The organism is Brevundimonas pishanensis (assembly GCF_022750635.1).
Classification (GTDB): Bacteria; Pseudomonadota; Alphaproteobacteria; order Caulobacterales; family Caulobacteraceae; genus Brevundimonas; species Brevundimonas pishanensis.
Window position 1 is genome coordinate 1 of sequence record NZ_JAJKBG010000010.1, and the last position, 20,711, is coordinate 20,711.

Sequence of the window (20,711 nt, forward strand, 5' to 3'; positions counted from 1 at the left end):
GAGCAGCCGACTGTTAATCGGCTGGTCGTAGGTTCGATCCCTACCCGCGGAGCCACTCCCCTCGGAATGCAAAAAGCGCCGCTTCAATGCGGCGCTTTTTTCGTATCTGGACCTTCCCTTAACGTTCGCAGGCGATGCCATCCCCGTCGCGATCCAGATGTGAGCCATAACCCGGTTGGCCACGACGGATCGGAGCGGCCCCTGCGGCACGCGCTTCGCTACAATTAGCGTAATAACGCGTGCGCGTTCCCACCCCGACGCCCGTACCGATCAGGCCTCGCGGTTGGGTGTTGGCGTTGGACGACGAGCGATTGCCTCCGCCCGACCTATGACAATGATAGCCGCCATTGCGCCGGTCGTTATGACAGCCCTCCGAATTCAGACCACCTGAATGGGCCAATGCTGGCGTTGCCAAGCCCGCCATCAATGCCGATGCGATGAGTATCGTTTTCATAGTCCACCTCCCGAACCGCATTCCTAATGAAAACCACCCAACAACTCGTTAGACATCTTGGTGAACGTCTTGCGAGGAGCGCCCTATGGCTGGAAAAACCCACATCGGAATCGGCGGTTGGACCTTCGAGCCCTGGCGCGGCACCTTTTATCCGGATGGCCTCGTACAGCGCCGAGAGCTGGAATACGCCGCATCCAAGCTGACCAGCATAGAGATTAACGGCACCTATTATTCCACCTTCAAGCCCGACAGTTGGGCCAAATGGCGTGACGAGACGCCAAAGGATTTCGTGTTCGCGGTGAAAGCCAGCCGTTATTGCACCAACCGCAAGGTGCTGTCCGAAGGCGCAGAGAGTTTCGAGAAGTTCCTGTCTCAGGGCATGACCGTGCTGGGCGACAAACTCGGCCCGATCAACTGGCAGTTCATGGCTACCAAGAAGTTCGATCCTGTCGATTTCGAGGGCTTCCTGAAACTGCTGCCAGCAGAAAAGGACGGCGTACGCCTGCGCCACGCACTCGAGGTCCGTAACCCGACCTTCGCTTGCGAGGAGTTCTACGACCTCGCGCGCAAATACAACGCCGCCATCGTCTATGCCGTCGATGACGAAGAGCCGACATGGCCCGAAATCGCCGAGCGCACAGCCGACTTCACCTACGCCCGCCTTATGTCCAGCCGCGCCGACGAACCCACCGGCCTGACCAGCGAAGAACTGGACACCATCGCCGCCCGCAGCCGCAACTTGGCCAAAGACGGCGACGTGTTCGCCTACTTCATCTCCGGCGCAAAAGTCCGCAATCCGGCCGCGGCGATGGCGCTGATCGAGAAGGTGAAATAACGTCCCGGTCTCTCGGGGGAGGTTTCACATGACGAAAGACGTATCCGGATTTCTCGACAGTCTGGAAGAAGCCCCGCGAAAGACTGTCGAAGCCCTAAGGGCTATCGTGCGCCGCGCCCATCCCGATGTCCAAGAGGGCTTCAAATGGAACGCCCCCAACTTCACACTAAAGGGACAGGACAGGATTACGCTGGGCATAATGCGTAACGGCGGCGTCCGCATTGTTCGGCATCGAGGAAGCAAGCCTGAGCCGATGAAAAGCTTTGCCTTTGACGATCCGGATAGGTTGATGAAGTGGCCTGAACCCGATCGTGGCGTGCTGATACTCAAAGACGACGCAGACGTGGCCTGCGTTGAAGACAAGCTCGTTCTCCTGTGCAGCCGCTGGCTTGCCACAACAACCTGACTTGCCAAGGCCGGTTCCGACCGCTCCGGCCTCGGTAGTATCAGAGCCTGTTCTCAGCCATGCGGCCGAGATCCAGACCCATCTGCCAGAAGTTAGCTTCCAGTTTGGAGGCCATGGCAAAGATTTTAGCCAGTTCGTTGAAGCGCTCCTCGGAAACGCCTCGTTTGGCCAGTCGATCAAGATTCGCGCGGGCGGCGGCTGCAACGCCCTGATAGCCTCCCCCCGCATATTCGCCGATCCAGTCCTTGTACGGGTGGTTATCGAGCGCGGTCATGTCGGCCGGAGCCAGCGCCTTGCCGATTTCCGCATAGCCGATCACGCACGGTGCCAGCGCCACATGCAGGTCCAGCAGGTCGCCCTGTAGACCGCAATCGATGACATAGCGGGTATAGGCCACGTTGGAGTGGTGTTCCTCGGTCGCCTCGACGTCGGCGGCCGACAGCCCCCACCGCTCGCACAGCCGCAGGTGGAGTTCCATTTCGCTTAAGATGCCCTGCATCGTCTGCTGGGCGGCGCGGATATCCTCAAGGGTGCGCCCCTTATAGGCGGCCAGCGCCCAGGCGCGACTGAAATGGATCAGGAACAGATAGTCCTGCACCAGATAGGCCTTGAAGGCCTCGGTCGGCAGTGTGCCATCGCCCATTCCACGCACGAACTCGTGGTCGACGTAAGACGCCCATTCCTTGGCAGCGGCCTGTTTCAGACGGTCAAAGAAATCCACGATCAGCCCTCGTAAGCAGAGTTGAAAAAGGCCAGTTCGAGCTCGACAGCACGTTGGAAGAAGTCACGCGCCACGGCTTCGTCCTGTGGGCCGACGCGACCCAGTTCGGTTTTAAGGAAACCGACGAAATCAACGAAGAAGTCGTTGTCGTGAAGCGTGATCCATTCGGCATGTATGAAGTTTTCCGGCAGCGGGCGATCACCCAGACGCTGCGCCCAGTCCAGATAAAGTCCTTCGGCCACGTTCAGCACTGCCATGATGGCAGCATAGGAACGGGTCGCCGCCGCTTCCTTCATCAGTGCCTTAAAGCCCGCCGTCGGAGCCGCATCAGGGATGTCATGGCGTTCCTCGCCAATGCCCAGGGCCGCAAACGAGCGCAGGAAATAGTCGTTCTCGTCGCTGCAAACCATGCCGAGGAAGCGGCCCAGACGCAGACGGCTCTCGAACTGGTCTGCCGATGCCACAGCCGCCCCGACCAGCGTCACAAAGGCATCGATGAAGCGATGATCCTGAACCAGGTAGCGAGCCATGACCTCATCGGACACGGTGCCGGCCAGCAGTTCGTCAACGAAGCGGTGCTCGATACTGGCGCGCCAAGGCTCGGCAAACTCCGCCTTCAGACGCGCGACAAAACCCGACATTGCGTTCTCCCTCCCCTAGCCCATCCACTTGCGGGTGATTCACCTAGGGGTGGTATCGGGTCGCACTTTGGGCGCAGGAGGTAAAGCCGAACAACGGCTTACGAAACCGAAGTTCAAATCGGCACCCGTGCGGACCATCCGTCAAAGCCAACCTCTACATTGGCCGGGAGGCGGGCTGACAGTTCTTCGTAATCCAGATCGATGTGCAGATTGGTCAGCACAGCCCGCTTCACGCCGGATTGCGCAATCCAATCCAGCGCCTGATCGACGTGGGCGTGTGTGGGATGCGGGCGATACCGCAGCGCATCCACAATCCACAGTTCAGCCCCGCGTATAGCCTCCATGGCCGTTTCCGGAACGTCGGAGACGTCGGGCGAATAGACGATGCCGCCCATGCGATAACCGACCGAGCGAATGTTGCCGTGAGCTTGGTCAAAGGTGACGATCGGCACCGCGCCGCCCGCTCCATCCACCTGCCAATGCGTGCCGTGCGGGGGGATCGGACGGGCCTCGGCAATGGCCGGATAGTTGTTCTGCTCGACAAAGACATAGCCGAACCGCGCCATGAGTGAGTCATGCGTCGCCCCATCCAGCCAGATCGGGATACGGCAGCCGCCCTGAATGAAAAAGACGCGGATATCGTCGATGCCGTGGGTCTGGTCGGCGTGATCGTGAGTATAGAGGACCGCATCCAGATGCCGCACACCCGCCATCACCATCTGCTGGCGAAACTCGGGCGAGGTATCGATGACAACATTGGTCACGCCGTCCGGACCATGACGGCGAACCAGCGCCGAACAGCGCGTGCGCAGGTTCTTGGGATTGGCTGGATCGCACACGCCCCAGTTCCCGTCGCCGCGCGGCACACCGCCAGACGAACCCGAACCCAGGATTACGACTTCCAGTTCATCCGACATATCGACTTACGGCCTCGGGATAGCGTGGAACAGGTTGAAGAAGGCGTCAGTCGTCAACTTATCGGCTTCCTCAGCCGACCAGCCACGGATTTCCGCCAGCTTTTCCAGAACGTGCCCGATGTAGGCCGGTTCGTTGCGACGACCACGATGCGGGATCGGTGCCAGATACGGACAGTCGGTTTCGACGATAATCCGCTCGTTTGGCATGGTGCGGATCACCTCGCGCACATCCTCGGCGGCCTTGAACGTCGCGATGCCCGAAACCGAGAACCAAGCACCAAGTTCAAGCGCGATATCAGCCAGTTCCTGACCACTCGTGTAGCAGTGCATGAGGAATTTAAACGGCCCTTTGGCCATTTCTTCCTTGAGGATTTCAGCGCAAACCTCGTCCGCCTCGCGAGTGTGCACGACCAGCGGCAGGCCCGTCTCGCGCGCAGCAATAATGTGCTGGCGGAAGACGTTCGCTTGAATGTCACGCGGGCTGAAGTCGTAGTGGAAATCCAGACCGCACTCGCCAATCGCTACCACACGGTCGCGCTGAGCCAGCTCGATCAGGGTCTCGGCCTTGAGGTCCGCGTAGTCCTTGGCCTCGTGCGGGTGAACCCCCACCGTGCACCAGATGTCCGGATGCTTCATGGCGATGGTGTGTGTCGCCTCGAAGGTGGACAGCTTGTCCGAGATTTCGACCATCATCTGCACGCCAGCCTCGCGGGCGCGGGCGATGACTTCGTCGCGGTCCTCGTCGAACTGGGGGGCGTGGAGATTGACGTGGCTGTCGATCAGCATGTTCAGGCAGACGCTTTCGTACGCGCGATATCGGCCAGCGCACCGGCCAGTACATCGCTCTTATCCATATTCAAACCGGCGGCGCGCTCGGGCAGTTCCGACAGGCGCACCCAAAGCTCGGCCCAGCGCGCGCCTTCACGCCCGCCCGCCTGCGTGGCGCGACGCTTCACAGCGGCAATCAGGCGATCCAACAGGGCTTCGAAACGCGCAGCCCCCTCGGCACCACGGAAACTGTCGGAAATGGCCAGTTGCTCGGCGCGGTCGACGCCTGCGCTCTCGACCCAATTACGGGCGATCTGGTCCATTTCAAACAGCGGCCCGCTGGCGAGGCTGAGCGCCGCACCGGGTGAGCCACCCGCCATCGACGCCGCCAGTTCAGCATCAGCCCACGACACACCACTGCGCGACTGGACCAGCTCCGCCAACTTGGCCTCTGGCCACACAGGGAAGCTCAGCCGACGGCAACGTGACCGGATTGTCGGCAGCAACCGCCCCGGTGCATGGGTCACCAAGAACAGGACACCACTTTCAGGCGGCTCCTCAAGAATCTTCAATAAGGCGTTGGCAGCGTTGATATTTAGATCATCGGCAGCATCAATGATGGCAACGCGGTGCTTGGCCTGAGAGGGGCTCTTTGAGAAAAACTCCGGCAGTTGACGGGCCTGATCAACCGAGATGGCCTTCTTAGTCTTGCCGCCTTCGGCAATGCGTTCAAGCACTAGAAGATCAGGATGAGCCTGTGCCGCGACCAGTCGGCTAACCGGATCATGCGCCAACGCGCCAAGCGGACCCTTTGAGGGATCCGCCGCAGCCCCCAGCAAACGCCGCGCCGCGCGATAGGCAAAGGTCGCCTTGCCTGATCCCTCGACCCCGCACAGCAGCCACGCATGGTGAAGCCGCCCACGGTTCAGAGCGTCGATAAAGGCCTCCTCGGCCTTCGGGTCAGGGATCAGTTCGTAACGATCTCGCGGATGCTCGCTCAAAGCAGCCGCTCCTCCACCACGGCCCACAGCCGCTCGGCAACGTCTTCAACCTCGCCAGTGGCGTCCAGCACAACACAGCGCTCTGGATGGCGCACGGCAACTTCAAGGAAGCCCTCGCGGAGTTTCTGGTGAAACTCCAGCCCCTTGGATTCAAAACGCGTTTCAAACAGACCACGGCCAAAGGCGCGCTCAAGACCCACCTCGACCGGAATATCGAACACAACCGTCAGATTCGGCTGGTTGTCGCCGACGACGTGTTTGTCCAGAGCCTCGATCAGGCTCTCGGGCGCACCACCGCCTGCGCCCTGATAGGCACGGCTCGAATCAGCGAAGCGATCACATACGACCCACTTGCCCTCTTCGAGCGCCGGCAAAATCTTGCGTTCAAGATGGTCCGAACGCGAGGCGTACATCAGCAGGGTTTCGGTTCGCGCCGACCACCGCTCTGCATCGCCAGATACCGCAATGGCGCGGATTTCCTCTGCGCCAGGCGATCCGCCCGGTTCCCGCGTCTGAACGACGTCAATGCCACGCTCGCGCAGGCGCTCTGCCAGCAGGCGCGCCTGCGTGGTCTTACCGGCACCTTCGCCGCCCTCGAATGTAATGAATCTGCCTCGCACGGGCGCACAATGGCGGCGCCCGTCGGGGATGTCACCCTGATTTAGTCGGCTATCAACAGGGCTTCGGCAAAACCGCGTGAGATAACGGCCTGACGGGCCGCTTCCGCATCGGCTTGGTTGGTGAAACTGCCGGTTACCACGCGATACAGCGTGCGGCCATTTCGCTCGAATGTTTGGACCGTCGCATCGCCTCCCAGTCTGCGTGCAATCCCGTCAGCAAAGGCTCGTTCGTCAAAGGCGATGACCTGAACCCGATACTTCGGCCCCACGAAAACCGGCGGCGTGAGCGCTTGTGATGTAACCGCAGGCGGGGCAACAACGGGTGGCGTTACCTCTCGCGGGGGCATTGCCGGCGGCAACGGTTGTTGCGGTATCGGCACCGTTGTTGGGCGACGGTCTTGACGCGGCCTACCGGGCACAGGTGATGGAACGGGCTGACGGGCGACCTCATTATAGGGACGCTCGGTTGACGAGCGCGGCGCGGTGCCTCGGCCAGATCGGGTGCCTGTCGTACCTTCGGCCAAGGTTCCACCTCCACCCTGACGCGGCGCACGACCGGCGTACCGGACCCGCACCTCGCCTACTCCGCGCTCCAACAGGCCTAAAGCCTCTGCCGCGCCGCGCGACAGATCGATGATGCGCCCGTCGGCAAACGGGCCTCTGTCGTTGACCCTCAGCAGCACGCGACGGCCGTTTGCAGTGTTGGTGACCTCGACCATGCTGGGCAGCGGCAAGGTTTTATGCGCCGCCGTTAGCGCGTTCATGTCGAACCGCTCGCCGGACGACGTCGAACGCCCATGGTGATACTGCCCGTACCACGAAGCCATGCCTGTCTCATCATAGTCGGGCTGTTCGGCGGGACGATAGGTGCGGCCACGAACCGTATAAGGACGCATGGTACCCGAAACGATCGGGGCAGGATCGCTCACGACCGGAATGTCACGCAGTGCTCCACCCTTGCCGCCCGAACTGGCGCAGGCCGTAAGGGTCAGGGACGCCGTTACAACTAGAGCCCAGCGCCCCAAATACCCGACCGCTCCCGACCGCGCATCGGAGCTACGGACAGGACGTACTAGATCGGAGGAAACAAGCGCCAACTGCATCTCACCATATGACCAGCAGCAGCTTCCAATATGGTTAACGTAGATTATCCTTTTTCCCTCTTGGGCAAATCCACCTATCCGGCTATTCACCCACCCACGTCGCGCCGGAATCGAAATCCGCCGACCAAGATGGAAGAGTGGCCGAGCGGTTTAAGGCACTGGTCTTGAAAACCAGCGTAGGTGAGAGCCTACCGTGGGTTCGAATCCCACCTCTTCCGCCATCTATTCAACAACAACTAGTAAGTATAATTAAGCACAGACTAGTCATGTTTACTTAAAATCTACATCAGAGACTGAGTAAGTTATGAATATTTCCAATAAAACTGGCTATATAATTTATCAAAATCTCTAAGGTAGATTTTGGATACTTTAAGCCGCGACATTTCCGTGGCTTGCAGCCAAAACTATATCTCAGCTTCGAATCCATATCTTCCCGATGCAATCATCAAGGCCGTGCCTGCCCGGCCGCTGTGGGGTGATCGTGATGACGCGGAGCGAACTGCAACTGATCTCGCGTCAGAACAAGAAGGCCGAACCCCAAGAGGCATACAGCCGCCATGGCGGCGGTCATGACCCGACCAGCCTGCCCCTTCCGCCCGAGACGATAGGTCATGATCGCTAGGAGCGACATGAGAACGCCGAAGGACACGAACACAGGGATGCGGTAGGTCGCCGCCAGCGGTACGGCGAGACAGAAGACGATCGCGCCGGCGACGAGGCTCGCGCCAACCGCGATCAGTGTGTCCTGCACCGGCCGGAACGGCTCTGGCCTCCCGTATAGCTTGGACCGGCCGCGCCCCTTGTAGCGCCCTGGACGCCATCGAGGAGCCTTGCTCCGGATCGGGGATCGCTTGCCCCCCATGGCTTCAGCCCTGCGCGTCCGCCGGGCGAGCCGCGCGGTTGGCCAGCCACACCCGCATGCGGACGATTTCAGCTTCCTGGGTGCGAATGATCTCCTCCGCGAGGCCCTTGACCTCGGGGTCCGAACCTTGGTCGAGCGCAATCCTCGCCATGGCGACCGCCCCCTCGTGGTGGGCGATCATCCCGCGCATGAAGTCGACATCGGCGTCGCCGCTGTAGTCGATGTTCATAGCGGCGTGCATCCGCTCGTTCGCCTCCTTGTAGGACCGAGTGGCGGGGTTATCCGAGGCGGCATCGCTGTGCCCGGCATGCTGGTCGATCGGGCGCGCATCGACTGCCGTCGGCTCCGGCGCCGGGCGCCCCTGCCGCGAGAGCACCCCGAAGCCGAAGACCGAGATCAGGAGAAAGGCGGCGATGACGCCAACCCAGCCGAGACGTTTCATTGGACTATCCTTTGCTTTCCTGAAGGCGGGTCATTCGACGCCGCGCGGACCGCGCCATGCCAGAAGGCGAAGCGCGTTGAAGACGACCAGCAGGGTGGAACCCTCGTGGAGGGCGACGGCAGGTCCGATGCCGAGACCAAGGATCGTCGCCGGGACGAGGAACGCCACGACCCCGAGGCTGACGAACAGGTTCTGGCGGATGATGCGGCGGGTTTGACGGCTAAGACCCACGGTGAAGGGCAACTTCGACAGATCATCCGCCATCAAGGCTACGTCGGCGGTCTCCAGGGCGACGTCCGATCCCGCCGCACCCATTGCGACGCCGACCGTCGCGGTGGCCATCGCCGGAGCATCGTTGACGCCATCGCCGACCATGGCGACCTTGGTCTCCGCCCGCAGTTTCTTGATGGCGTCGACCTTGTCCTCCGGCATCAGGTCGCCCCACGCCTCGGTCAGCCCGACCTGACCGGCCACCGCCTGGGCCGCCTTCTGGTGGTCGCCCGAGATCATGATCATGCGGCGAATGCCGAGCGCGCGGAGCGCGGTAAGGGTCTCGCGCGCCTTGGCCCGAGGCGTGTCGAGAAGGCCGATGACCCCGAGATCCTTTGTCCCGCGGCGAACCACCATGAGCGTCCGTCCCTGGTTTCGAAGGGCCGCGACGGCGATCTCGGTGTCCGGTGCGAGCGGAGCGATGGCCTCCGAACCGAACATCTCCGGTTTGCCGATCCAGACGTCCTGATCGTCGACGCGTGCAGTGACGCCCTTGCCGGTCAGGCTGCGCAACTCCGTGGCCTCACGTACCGATGCCGCGATCAGACGCTGGTTCCCATCGCGAACGATGGCCTCCGCCAAGGGATGATCGCTCAGCCGTTCGACCGCGACTGCGATCTCGAGAAGCTCTGTCTGTGTCGTCTGGCCGAACGGAACGACGTCCGTGATCCGCGGTCGCCCCTCGGTCAGCGTCCCGGTCTTGTCAAAGGCGATGGCGTCGAGAGCCCCCAGGTTTTCGAGCGGGGCGCCACCCTTGACGAGAACACCGGCGCGCGCCGCCCGGGCGACCCCGGACAACACCGCGCTCGGCGTGGCGATCGCGAGAGCGCAGGGACTGGCGGCCACCAGTACGGCCATCGCCCGGTAGAAGCTGTCGCGGAACGGCTCGTCGACGACCACCCAGGCGAACAGGAGGACGAAGGCCAGACCGAGCACGAGGGGCACGAAGACGCGCTCAAAGCGATCGGTGAAGCGCTGGGTCGGCGACTTCTGGGTCTCGGCCTCGCTGACCATCCGGACGACCTTGGCCAAGGTGGTGTCGTTGGATCGACGCGTCGTTTCGATCTCAATGGCGCCGCCGCCGTTAATGGTGCCGGCGAAGACCACCGACGCCGCCGAGATATTTGCCGGCTTGGCGCGGGCCTCCTCGGGGTTCGGGACAGGCTGCTTGTCGACAGGAATGCTCTCCCCTGTCACGGGAGCCTGGTTCACGCTGGATGTTCCCTTCACGACGAAGCCGTCGGCCGGGAGTCGCTCGTTGGGCCGAACGACGACCAAGTCGCCGACTTCCAGCTCTTCGACCGGAAGTTCGACGACGGCCTCTCCTCGCCGCACATGAGCGGTGCGCGGGGCCAAGGCGGCCAGAGCCTCGATCGCCTTCTTGGCGCGACCCATCGCGAAGTGCTCGAGGGCGTGCCCGAGGCTGAACAGGAACAGTAGCAGCGCCCCTTCCGCCCAGGCTCCGAGCGCCGCGGCGCCGGCTGCGGCCACCAGCATCAGGGTGTCGATCTCGAAACGCTTGCGCCGCAGATTCCCGACAGCCTCGCCGACCGTGAACCAGCCGCCCAAGGCATAGGCGATCAGGAAAAGGCCGAAGGGCAGCCATCCCGGCACGCCCGGAATGAATTTCTCGATCAGCCAACCAATCGTGAGCGCGACACCGCTGCCGACCGCGAAAATGAGCTCCGTGTTGGGTCCGAGGAAGCCGCCATGACCATGGTCGTGCCCGTCGCCTTCGGAATGTCCGTGGTCATGGCCATCGCCATCGACGTGGCCATGGCCGTGACCGTCATCGGGCGTATGACTGGCCTCGTGATCGGATGGCGCTTTCGGCTGCGCTTCAGGGGTCTTCGTAGCGGTTGAAGCGGCGCCCTCCGTCGCCCGCACTAGCGCGAGGCCGTGGCTCGCAAGGCGCTCGACAAGCGTCTCACGGTTCGTGATCTGCCGGTCGAACTCCAGGCGCAGAGCGCCAGCCGGATCCAGCACCGCCTCGATCACGCCGGCTTCTTCGCCGAGCGCGGCCGCGAGCGTGCGGGCGTGGCGGGCGTGGCGGACACCCTCCACTCGCCCGACGAGATGCCCGAAACGCTCACTGACCTCGGCTCCGGCCTGACGCGCACGGCGACGGACCTGAGCCAGCGACAGCTGGTCGGGATCGTAGTGGATGCAAAGCTCTGGGCCTCCCTCGCCTTCGGCGACATGCGCCTCAGAGACGCCGGGTTCGGCCCGCAACAGCGCGATCAACCGTCCAACGCAGCCGTCCTGAAGATCGGGCGCATGAGGCAGGAGGACAGGGAAGTTGAGGCGGAGGGTCTTGGGCATGATCGGGCTCCTCAAGAGACGTCACGGGTAAGGGTCGAGCGGTCGGGCACGAACATCCCGGCGCGCTGGGCGGCGGCTCCAGCGACGAAGGCGGCGATCGCCAGAGCCGCGCTCAGGAGGATGACCAGTCGCTTGCGGTCCATCTCGACCTCACGGCAAGGCGATGAGAGCGTCGAGCCAGCCGAGGTTCTGGAGGTGCTCCAGTCCCTCGAACACGGGCAACGCCAGAAGGAAGACAAGGCCGTCGCGGACAGTCCGAAGGAAGAAGGCCGGCCGGACGGACAGTTCCGCCTCATCACGCCACAGGCGCAGGTTCGGAACGAAGCGGGGGGTGCGCACGACGTAGCTGCGGTAGGTGTCGCCGAAGGCCGACGTCAGGAAGCCTTCCTCCCGACTCGCCACGATGCGGAACACGATCCAGCAGGCGACGGCGAAGGTGACGCCGACGGTGAGGCTGCCCGTCTGTGCGCCGATCCCGAATGCGCCGATGAAGCTGAAGACATAGAGCGGGTTTCGACACAGCGAATACGGTCCGCAGGTGACGATCTCCTGCTTCTTGCGGCCGCCGATGTAGAGCGAGCACCAGGCGCGGCCCAGAACGCAGACCATGATGGCGATCAGCCCTAGGTGTTCGACGGGATGCTCCAGCTGTGGCTGGGCCTTCACAAGAGCGGTCCAGGCCAGCAGTGCGAACAATCCAGCCGCGATGAAGAGTTTGCGCCAGCGCTGGACGGACGCGATGTCGATCAGGGGCGGGCTCATTCCACGGGCTCCTTCGCGTCGCGCCGCGCATCTCGCGCATCGCGAAGGATGTCGAAGCCGCCCTTGGCGGCTATGGCGGCGACCAGCACCCCCACCAGCAGATCGGGCCAAGATTGGTCCAACCACATCACCAGGCCGCCGGCGACGAGGATGCCGCCGTTCGACGCGAAATCGTTGAGACTGAAGGTCTCGGCCGCCTTCATGTTGACGTCGCTGCTCTGTTGCCGACGGATCAACAAAAGACAGATCAGATTGATGACCGCCGCCACGACGGCGAGCACCATCATGGTTGGTCCGACCGGCTCGGTTCCCGTCAGTGTCCGGCGCAGGGCGTCGAGCAGGACGAGAACCGAGAAGATCAGAAGCATGACGCCGGACACCTGAGCCGCCCGCGTCTTCCAGATCAGCGCGCGTCCGACCGCCAGGAAGCTGATCAGATAGACGGCCGCATCGGATCCGTTATCGACGGCGTTCGCGAGCAGAGCGCTGGAGTCGGCGGCGAGGCCGCCGACTCCCAGGCCCACGAACAGCAGAGCGTTCAGGAACAGCACCGCCAAGAGGGTGCGGCGCTGGACCTGCTCTGTTTCGTGAGCCCCGCTCATTCCTCGATTCCTTCCGCCTTCCGGTGTTTCACGGCCTTGGCCGCGAAGGTCGGAAGGACAAGGAGGGTCAAGGCCGTGGCCGTCAGGAGGCCGCCGATGACGACGGTGGCCAGCGGCTTCTGCACCTCGGCCCCCGCGCCGTGGGCGAACGCCATCGGGATGAAGCCGACGATGGCGACGAGAGCCGTCGTCAGGACGGCGCGAAGCCGGCTTGTCGCGCCTTCGATCGCGGCAAGACGCGGCGCCGCTCCGCCTGTGAGGCGTTCCCGAATGGCCTGCATCAGCACGAGGCCGTTCAAGGTCGCGACGCCGGACACGGCGATGAAGCCGACCGCCGCGGAAACCGAGAACGGCATCCCCCTGAGGACAAGCGCCAGGGCGCCGCCGATCAGAGCCAACGGCACGCACGCGAACACCAGGCCCGCCTCGGCGAAGGATCCCAAAGCCATGAAGAGCAAGACCCCGATCAGGATGAAGACGATCGGAATGACCAGCCCCAGACGCTGTTCGGCGCGCTTCAGGTTCTCGAACTGGCCACCCCAGGTCAGGGAGTAGCCGGTCGGTAGATCGACCTCGGCCTGCACCTTGGCCTGAGCCTCGGTGACGAAACCGCCCAGATCGCGTCCTCGGACGTTGGCTTGCACCACCATGCGCCGGCTGCCGTCATTGCGGCTGATCTGGTTCTGCCCTTCCGCTACCTGGATCCGGGCGACAGAAGAGAGCGGCACGGTCACGCCTGTGGCGGTCGTTACCGGCAGAGCCGCAAGGGCCGCCGGATCATTCCGTGCCTCATCCGCGAGGCGGACGACGACGCTGAAGCGACGATCGCCTTCGAATATCTGGCCGGCCTCGGCACCGCCGACCGCGGCCGAAACCGCCTCGGAGACATCGGCGGCCGACAGGCCGTAGTTGGCGGCTGCGAAGCGATCCACGCTGACGGTCAGGGTGGGGAGGCCGGACGCCTGCTCGACGCGAACGTCGGCCGATCCGGGCGTTGCGCGCAGGGCGGCGGCGACCCGGTCCGCAGTCGCCTGCAGCTGGGTGAAGTCGTCGCCATAGACCATCACGGCGAGGTCGGTCCGAACCCCCGAGATCAGCTCGTTGAAGCGCAGCTCGATGGGCTGGCTGAACTCGAAGCTGTTGCCGAGTTGTCCGGCGGCGAGCTCTTCGAACCGTTCGATCAGCTCCTCTTTCGGAAGGTTCGGATCGGGCCACTCCTTGCGGTCCTTGAGGACGATGACCGCATCCGAAATGTTCGGCGGCATCGGGTCCACCGCCGCCTCCGCCGTCCCGGTCCGGGCGAAGACAGTCTTCACCTCGGGCTGGGCCTTGATGGCGCGTTCGAGGGCCATCTGCATCGCCAGCGATTGTTCCAGCGAGGCGGACGGCACGCGCAGCGCCTGCATGGCGATGTCGCCTTCATCCAGGGTCGGGATGAACTCCCGCCCCAGAGAGCTGAAGGCGATGCCGCCAATGACGAGGGCGCCGAGCGCGGACGCCAGGACGATTTTGGGCCGGTCGACGGCGGCGCGGATCGCAGGCTCGATACAGCGCCGCGCGTAGCGAAGGATGAAGGTCTCGTGTTCGTGAGCGTGGCCGTGCTCGTCGACCTCGACCTTCTTCGGATCCCGGACCAGCAGAGCCGTCATCGCCGGCACGAAGGTGAAGGAGAAGATGAAGGCGCCGACGAGGGCCAGCATCACCGTTGCGCCCATGGGAATGAAGGTCTTGCCCTCCACGCCCTCAAGCATCAGCAGCGGCGTGAAGACGAGGAGGATGATCAACTGGCCAAAGGCGGCCGGTTTGACCATCTGACGCGCCGCGGCTCCAGCAACCTCAAGCCGCTCCCGACGTGTCAGCATTCGACCGGCTTCGGCCCGCCGCTGGCTGAGCATCAGCAGGGTGTTCTCGACCACCACCACCGCGCCGTCGACCAGAAGGCCGAAGTCCAGCGCGCCGAGGCTCATCAGGTTTCCGCTGATGCCAAAGCGGTTCATGCCGATGACCGCGAACAGGAAGCTGATCGGGATCATCAGGGCGGTGATCGAGGCCGCACGGATGTTGCCGAGCAGGAGGAACAGCACCACGATCACCAGCAGAGCGCCTTCGATCAGGTTCTTGGCGACCGTTGAGATGGTCTTGTTGACCAGCGAGCTGCGGTTCAGGACCGGTTCGGCGACAACGCTCGGCGGCAGGCTCGCGGAAACCTCCTCGAGGCGTTCGGCGGCGGCCTGGGCCACCGTCCGGCTGTTGCCGCCGGCCAGCATCAGCGCCGTACCGACGACCGCTTCGTGGCCGTCGCGGCTGGCGCCGCCGAGACGCGGCGCCTGGCCGATCTCCACGGTGGCGACGTCGGCGACCCGGACGACCAGTCCGTTGCGGTTGACGACGGGGGCCTGGGCAAGATCCGGGATGGTCTGCGCCAAGGCGTCGGTCCGCACGGTCAGGGCTTCGCCGGACCGCTGGACATAGCCCGCGCCAGCCTGGGTGTTGGCCCGTTCCAGCGCGACGACGAGATCGTTCAGGCTCAGACCGTAACCCGCCAGACGCGCGGCGTCGGGCCGAACGGCATACTCCTTCACATAGCCGCCGTTCACATCAACGCCGGCCAGGCCCTTCGCGGTCCGCATGCGCGGGGCGATGATCCAGTCCTGAACCGTGCGGAGATAGGTCGCGCGGGCCTGGGGCGTGGTCAGGAGTTCGCCTTCGGGCGTCAGATAGGCGCCGCCGGCCTGCCAGCCGGGCTCACCCGGTTTGGCGAGGTTGGCGCTGTTGAACGGCTTGAAGTCGACCGTCCACATGAGCACTTCGCCGAGACCGGTGGTGATCGGCGCAAGCGCCGGCTCCACGCCCTCCGGCAACCGCTCGCGCGCCTGGGCCATCCTTTCGGCGACCTGCTGGCGAGCGAAGTAGATGTCCGTATTGTCGGAGAAGATGACCGTGACCTGGCTGAAGCCGTTTCGGCTCAGCGACCGGGTGGTCTGGATGCCAGGAATCCCCGCCATCGCGGTTTCGAGTGGATAGGTGACCTGACGTTCCATCTGCTCGGGCGCGAGCGCCGGCGCGATGGTGTTGATCTGGACCTGCCGGTTGGTGATGTCCGGCACGGCGTCGATGGGCAGCTGCGTCAGGTTGTAGAGGCCGAAGGCGGCGACGATCGCCGTCGCCAGGACCACAAACCATCGGAAGCGGACCGAGGCTTCAATAAGTGCTTTGAACATGACGCCCCCTAGTGCCCGTGCTCGGCTTCGCCCTTGGCCATTTCGGCCTTGAGCAGGAAGGCGTTGGCGGACGCCACGCGTTCAGATCCGGTGAGGCCGCGCAGGATCTCGGTGCGGCCCGCGGCCTGGCGGCCAGCAAGCACTTGAACGGCCTGGAAGCCGCCCTCGACCTGCACGAAGACCACGGTGTTTCCATCGACGGTCTGGACCGCCTCGGTGGGCACGGTCATCCCGCCAGTCGCCTCGCCGGTCACGATGGCGCCGGTGACGGCCGAACCGGCTGGCGGCAGAGACGCGCCAGAGGGTCGGGCCCGGATCACGGTCGCGCCGCTTTCGCTGAGACCGGCGTCGGCGGCGACGCCGGTGACGACGGCGTCGAACTCGCCGTTCGGCCCGGTCACGCGCATCGGCGAACCGGCACGCACATTGGCCGCAAGGGCAGGCGGTGCGTTGAAGACCATCTCGACACGAGCAGGATTGCTGACTTCCGCCACCACGCCGCCCTGGGCGACGAACCCGCCCGGACCAACCTGGACGCTGCTGACCACGCCCGAGATCGGACTGGTCACGCTGAGCCTGCCCGAAGCGTTCGGAGAGCCAGCGGCCGCCGAGCGGGCACGGGCGGCGCGGGTCGCCGCCTCGGCGCTCAGGAACTGGGCGCGTGACGCCTCGACCTCCTGCCGCGCGACGATGCCCTGATCCGCCAGACTGCGATTTCGCTCATAAGCCTGGCGCGCCGCTTCAGCGGATGCCCCGGCCGCGTCGGCGTCCGCGCGGAAGGTCGCCGCCTCGCCACTGACAAGGCTCACAAGCGGCTGGCCTGCGCGGACCGACTGACCCGGAGCGACGAGAACCCGCTCGACGCGACCTCCGACGGCAGCGCCCACGGCAGCGCGAGAATCGACCATCGGCTCTACGCGACCGGCGAGCCGGGTCTCCCCTCCACCTCCGCCGCCGACGCCGACGACCGTGATGCCAGCTGCCTGGATCTCCGCTGCGGTGAGTTCAATCCGACCTTCGGTCTCGGCCCCGGCGGCCTCCCCCTCGGCGTGTCCCCCCTCTTCCTCGGCATGGCCGGCTTCGCCTTCGGCGGCAGCCGGCGCGGCGGGTTCGGAGGACCGGGTGGCCAACCAGAGGCCGCCGCCTCCGAGAACGACCAGGGCGGCGACGCCGCCGATCAGCAGGGTCTTGTTCGATGTGCGCTTGCGCATCACTGGGCTCCTTCGAAGGGGGCGCGGCCATCAAGGCGCGCGAGATCGATCTCGGCTCGGACGCGCGCGAGACGCGCGTCGACTGCTGCGGACCGGGCGTTGACGAGGGCGGTGCGGGTCACCCGCAGTTCGACCTGGGAAATGCGGCCGGACTCAAAGCCGATGCGGGACAGGCGATAGGCTTCCTCTGCGGCGGTGACGCCGCCGTCAGCAGCGTTGACGCGGCTGACCGAGGCCGAAAGTCGAGCGACCGCGGCAGCGCGGTCCGCCTGGGCTTCCTGCCGCGCACTCATCAGCCGGGCGTCGGCAGCGCGAAACTCGGCTTCCGCCGCTTCGATGTTTCCCCGGTTCCGGTCGAACAAGGGCAGCGGCATGCTGACGCCGAAAGTCAGCGCCGTCGCATCTTCCGCCTCGAAGCGGCGGATGCCGATACTGGCGTTGATGTCGGGGCGGGCCTGAACCCGTTGGACATCGATGCGTCGTTCGGCGGCGGACCGTTGGGCTTCGGCGACGCGGACCGTCGGCGCATCCTCGATCACGGATCCGATCGTCGTCGGCGCCTCGTCGAGAAGGCTGTCTTCGATCTGCGTGACCGGAACCGGGATCATGGCGACAGCCGTGAGACGGGCATAGGCCGCGTCGCGTTCCGCGACAGCTTCATCCCGCGTCGCGCGCGCCGAGGCAGCCTCGGCCTCCCCCTGAATGCCGCGGAGGAGAGGTTCGCGACCTTCCTCCACGAGGGTCAGGGCCGCGCGGGCATCCGCGACAGTCAGGGTGAGCGTTTCTTCCGCGAGCGTGGCTCGCCTCTGCGCGGCCTCCGCCTCGGCATAGACCAGGGCCAGGCGGCCTGCAGCGTCAATGACCGCAAGGTCTCGCTGAAGGCCCACTGCGCCGGCTTCGGCGCGAGCGGCGGCGACACGCGTCGAGCGACGTCCCCACAGCTCGAGATCCTGACTGATCGCCAGGGTCATGTCCGCGTTGTTCAGACCCGAGTAGGGGCCTGAGCCATAGGCGTTCTCGACATCGAAGCCGAGGACGGGGTTGGGACGCACCCGCGCCTGACGGACACGGGCTTCCGCTGCGTCGTAGTTGGCGCCCGCCTCAAGGGTCGCAGGCGCATTCCCGAGTTGAGCGAGGAGTTGGGCATAGGTCGGAGCTGGGTCAGCCCATACGGGACTGGACAGGGTCGCCGCGATCGCAGCGAGGGCGCAGCCGACCGCGTAACGCGGCCGCCTGCGAGATGTGGGAGACATGATTCATTTCCAGAGTTTCTGAGGACGAAGAGGCGCGCGAAGGCGCAGGTCTTCGGTCAGACTCTGGGAGGACGCTTCAGGCCGTCAGGCGTGATGGACGCCCGGAAGTCATCCTGTCGGCCGCTTTGCAGGGGAGGCTCGCCGAACGACGGAGCAAAGGCGTCCACGGCAGGAGCGCGCGCCGTTGAGGTGTGATGGCAATGGCCGTGCGAGCAGATTCCGTGACCGCCGCTCTTGCCACTGTGGTCACCGTCGCTTTGATCATGATCGACGACCGCGTGCGCTGCGGGCGGTTCCGGCAGACAGGTGGCGGCGTCGACGGCGGGCGCGAAGAAGAAGGCGGCGAAGACAAGAGTCATCGCCACGATCAGCTTCGCCCATGTCGTCATCGACCAGGTCATCGCGCGCTGTATACTTTCGTTCTCGAAGTCAGGCAATGCGTTACTGTGTCCGAGCAGCGGCGTGGGTGCTGACAAGTTAACTGGATTGAGCCAAAAGCAGCCCTCCCCTTGCCGATTTCAGGCCCCTTGCGTTGCTGCCGACCAAGCGGTTTCGGCCTGACCTCGCAGCACGCGAAGGCCAGATCGGGAAATCAGGTGCGGTTGAAGATTGAAGACGTTGTAAATCGGGCCGTGGCTGGAGAGAAATCGCTGGGCTGAACCCTGCGATTTAAACCTCTGCTGCTTTCGCTCTCGTCGGCGAATAACGAGGTGAGAATTCTCGGCGCGATTGTTCTCGCGCATCCCGCCTGGATGATGACGCCCTTGAAGATTCAGGACTTTCATCGCCGCGCGATAAGACGCAAGTTTATCCGTCACGATAGCTTCCGGATGAACGCCTGTGTTGCGGAGCAAACGCCGCAGCAACTTCAAAGCCGCGTGCTTGTTGCGTCGCTTTTGAACCAGTACATCAAGCACTTCGCCCTCATCATCGACCGCACGCCATAGATACATTCGGCGACCGCGGATCCTGACAACCGCTTCGTCCAAATGCCAACGGCCCGTCGGACGATTACGAATTCGGCGAATGTTCGCAGCAATCATTGGCCCAAACTTATTCACCCAACACCGGATAGCTTCGCGGCTGACCTCAACCCCGCGTTCCGCCATCAATTCTTCAACGTCGCGAATGCTCAGTGTGAATCGAAAATACCAACGCACAGCCTGACAAATGACCGATCCTGGAAACCGGTGACGCTTGAACGATAAGCCAGACATGAAAACCTCCACCCTTCAACCTAAGTGGAGACTTTTTAGCGTTAGCCTGTCAGCACCCTTTTCTGGCAGCATCTACGCATCACCACCCGCCTGATCGAAGATCTGACAAGTGCGGTTCGCGCCGCGGCAGCCGACTGGCTACATCCTGCCTGACGGCAATGCGCCAACAGCGGTCATTAATCCCTAACCATGAAGGCGACATTGGCCTGCGAGTCGGAATACCGCTTTCGAGTGCGATACCTTGGCCCCCCCCTTTACTGCTATCGTACGCAATTCACGCAAATGAAACGGGAGCGCGTAAATGCCTCTCGACCGAACCACGGCGGCCTCGGCAGCTGAGCTAATGGTCCGGACTTTGAAGCGGGAACGTCTAAAGCCCCAACGGCAGCCATGGAACATCCACATCATGGCGTTTTCGTCAAGCCAGATGTCGCGGAGACGCTGACGCTTTCCGCGCGGCCTTGGCTATGTCTAGCCGTCACCCGATCAGCGCCCTGTCGATATTCGCGACGAGTAGCCTTGGTCATCGTCGGCATGTTGGGGCCCGGGCTGTATGACCGCCTGACCGGCTGCTTCCTGTGATGGCCTGGGCGCGCGCACCGCAGAAGCGACAACGGCGAAACGCTCGTCTTCATGGACGACGAATCCTACGAGCAGATCGAACTGCAAAAGGGCTGGGTCGGCAAAGATCGCATCCCCTACCTGCAGGAAGGCATGAAGGTCGTCATCGAGTCGCACGAAGAGCGCCCGGTCGGTCTGGAACTGCCGGAACAGGTGGTTCTGGAAGTCGTCGAGACCGAGCCCACCGTGAAGGGCCAGGCCGCCTTGAGACACTCGCGCGCCATGCGGACGGAAAAACGGCTAAAGCAGCCAGCGCCATGGCGGGCTTCAGGACAGCTCGCTCCGGGTTCAGAGCCCCGGCCCATCCTTTTCCCTTTCGCAGCCGCACCGGGTCCGCCCACAGGGAACAACTCGGCCGGATAGCGCTGCCCCAAATAATCCGCAGGCATATGAGGTCCCCTCGACATCGGCCTTGTTCCGGTGAAGCTCTTGATAAATAGTAAGACGTTCAAGCTCGGGTCT

The 20,711-nt window shown here is 63.9% G+C and carries 21 protein-coding genes, 1 tRNA gene and 1 pseudogene; 5 read left to right on the forward strand and 18 right to left on the reverse strand.

Going from position 1 to position 20,711, the window contains the following annotated elements; all coding sequences use genetic code 11:
* Positions 1-118 precede the first annotated feature (118 nt).
* Positions 119-454: an excalibur calcium-binding domain-containing protein gene (locus tag LOX95_RS13950; RefSeq protein ID WP_242915642.1), complete on the reverse strand. Its 336-nt coding sequence runs from the start codon at positions 452-454 to the stop codon at positions 119-121.
* A gap of 85 nt (positions 455-539) precedes the next feature.
* On the opposite strand from LOX95_RS13950, the gene LOX95_RS13955 reads away from it, so the two are divergent.
* Both LOX95_RS13955 and LOX95_RS13960 read left to right on the forward strand, forming a co-directional pair.
* A complete protein-coding gene (locus LOX95_RS13955; protein WP_242915644.1) occupies positions 540-1,289 on the forward strand; it encodes a DUF72 domain-containing protein in 750 nt (249 codons plus the stop codon).
* Between the two features lie 28 nt (positions 1,290-1,317).
* Positions 1,318-1,695, forward strand: a complete 378-nt coding sequence (locus LOX95_RS13960) for a DUF1801 domain-containing protein (RefSeq protein ID WP_242915646.1) — start codon at positions 1,318-1,320, stop codon at positions 1,693-1,695.
* Between the two features lie 40 nt (positions 1,696-1,735).
* Here LOX95_RS13960 and tenA read toward each other — a convergent pair whose 3' ends face one another.
* The 7 genes from tenA to LOX95_RS13995 all read right to left on the reverse strand — a co-directional run bounded on the left by tenA (position 1,736) and on the right by LOX95_RS13995 (position 7,460).
* Complete coding sequence (gene tenA, locus LOX95_RS13965; RefSeq protein WP_242915648.1) at positions 1,736-2,416, reverse strand: thiaminase II; 681 nt, start codon at positions 2,414-2,416, stop codon at positions 1,736-1,738.
* A 2-nt stretch (positions 2,417-2,418) separates the two neighbouring features.
* Positions 2,419-3,057, reverse strand: coding sequence for a TenA family protein (locus LOX95_RS13970; RefSeq protein WP_242915650.1), 639 nt, complete (start codon positions 3,055-3,057; stop codon positions 2,419-2,421).
* A 113-nt stretch (positions 3,058-3,170) separates the two neighbouring features.
* Positions 3,171-3,974: an MBL fold metallo-hydrolase gene (locus tag LOX95_RS13975; RefSeq protein ID WP_242915652.1), complete on the reverse strand. Its 804-nt coding sequence runs from the start codon at positions 3,972-3,974 to the stop codon at positions 3,171-3,173.
* Between the two features lie 6 nt (positions 3,975-3,980).
* Positions 3,981-4,760, reverse strand: a complete 780-nt coding sequence (locus LOX95_RS13980) for a TatD family hydrolase (RefSeq protein ID WP_242915654.1) — start codon at positions 4,758-4,760, stop codon at positions 3,981-3,983.
* 2 nt (positions 4,761-4,762) lie between these two features.
* Complete coding sequence (locus LOX95_RS13985) at positions 4,763-5,743, reverse strand: DNA polymerase III subunit delta' (RefSeq protein ID WP_242915656.1); 981 nt, start codon at positions 5,741-5,743, stop codon at positions 4,763-4,765.
* A complete protein-coding gene (tmk, locus tag LOX95_RS13990) occupies positions 5,740-6,363 on the reverse strand; it encodes a dTMP kinase (protein ID WP_242915657.1) in 624 nt (207 codons plus the stop codon). The genes LOX95_RS13985 and tmk overlap by 4 nt, the downstream gene beginning before the upstream one ends.
* Before the next feature lie 41 nt (positions 6,364-6,404).
* Positions 6,405-7,460: a septal ring lytic transglycosylase RlpA family protein gene (locus LOX95_RS13995; protein WP_242915659.1), complete on the reverse strand. Its 1,056-nt coding sequence runs from the start codon at positions 7,458-7,460 to the stop codon at positions 6,405-6,407.
* Positions 7,461-7,597: 137 nt separating this feature from the next.
* Between LOX95_RS13995 and LOX95_RS14000 the strand changes: the two genes are divergently transcribed.
* A tRNA-Ser gene (locus LOX95_RS14000) sits at positions 7,598-7,687 on the forward strand.
* Between the two features lie 263 nt (positions 7,688-7,950).
* Positions 7,951-8,088, forward strand: coding sequence for a hypothetical protein (locus LOX95_RS14005; protein WP_242915661.1), 138 nt, complete (start codon positions 7,951-7,953; stop codon positions 8,086-8,088).
* A gap of 244 nt (positions 8,089-8,332) precedes the next feature.
* Here the strand turns inward: LOX95_RS14005 and copM are convergent, their stop codons facing one another.
* Genes copM through LOX95_RS14050 form a run of 10 tightly spaced genes read right to left on the reverse strand, consistent with a single transcriptional unit; the run spans position 8,333 to position 19,628 of the window.
* The gene (copM, locus tag LOX95_RS14010; protein ID WP_242915663.1) at positions 8,333-8,770 is read right to left on the reverse strand and encodes a CopM family metallochaperone; all 438 of its coding nucleotides are present in this window, start codon (positions 8,768-8,770) and stop codon (positions 8,333-8,335) included.
* A gap of 30 nt (positions 8,771-8,800) precedes the next feature.
* Positions 8,801-11,362, reverse strand: a complete 2,562-nt coding sequence (locus tag LOX95_RS14015) for a heavy metal translocating P-type ATPase (RefSeq protein WP_242915665.1) — start codon at positions 11,360-11,362, stop codon at positions 8,801-8,803.
* Between the two features lie 11 nt (positions 11,363-11,373).
* Entirely contained in the window at positions 11,374-11,505 is a 132-nt protein-coding gene (locus tag LOX95_RS14250; protein WP_282452813.1) for a hypothetical protein, read from the reverse strand.
* Between the two features lie 7 nt (positions 11,506-11,512).
* Positions 11,513-12,124, reverse strand: coding sequence for a methyltransferase family protein (locus tag LOX95_RS14020; protein WP_242915666.1), 612 nt, complete (start codon positions 12,122-12,124; stop codon positions 11,513-11,515).
* Entirely contained in the window at positions 12,121-12,726 is a 606-nt protein-coding gene (locus LOX95_RS14025; protein ID WP_242915668.1) for a cation efflux transmembrane domain-containing protein, read from the reverse strand. The genes LOX95_RS14020 and LOX95_RS14025 overlap by 4 nt, the downstream gene beginning before the upstream one ends.
* The gene (locus LOX95_RS14030) at positions 12,723-15,947 is read right to left on the reverse strand and encodes an efflux RND transporter permease subunit (protein ID WP_242915670.1); all 3,225 of its coding nucleotides are present in this window, start codon (positions 15,945-15,947) and stop codon (positions 12,723-12,725) included. The genes LOX95_RS14025 and LOX95_RS14030 overlap by 4 nt, the downstream gene beginning before the upstream one ends.
* Positions 15,948-15,955: 8 nt before the next feature.
* Positions 15,956-17,158, reverse strand: a complete 1,203-nt coding sequence (locus LOX95_RS14035) for an efflux RND transporter periplasmic adaptor subunit (protein ID WP_242915671.1) — start codon at positions 17,156-17,158, stop codon at positions 15,956-15,958.
* Complete coding sequence (locus tag LOX95_RS14040) at positions 17,158-18,411, reverse strand: TolC family protein (RefSeq protein WP_242915673.1); 1,254 nt, start codon at positions 18,409-18,411, stop codon at positions 17,158-17,160. The genes LOX95_RS14035 and LOX95_RS14040 overlap by 1 nt, the downstream gene beginning before the upstream one ends.
* A gap of 56 nt (positions 18,412-18,467) precedes the next feature.
* Positions 18,468-18,887: a hypothetical protein gene (locus tag LOX95_RS14045; RefSeq protein WP_242915675.1), complete on the reverse strand. Its 420-nt coding sequence runs from the start codon at positions 18,885-18,887 to the stop codon at positions 18,468-18,470.
* A gap of 42 nt (positions 18,888-18,929) precedes the next feature.
* Positions 18,930-19,628 (reverse strand): IS6 family transposase, encoded by a 699-nt coding sequence (locus LOX95_RS14050; protein WP_138141668.1) that lies wholly within the window; start codon positions 19,626-19,628, stop codon positions 18,930-18,932.
* A 624-nt stretch (positions 19,629-20,252) separates the two neighbouring features.
* Here LOX95_RS14050 and LOX95_RS14055 point away from each other — a divergent pair.
* A pseudogene (locus LOX95_RS14055) lies at positions 20,253-20,612 on the forward strand (hypothetical protein); the annotation flags it as partial.
* Between the last annotated feature and the right edge of the window lie 99 nt (positions 20,613-20,711).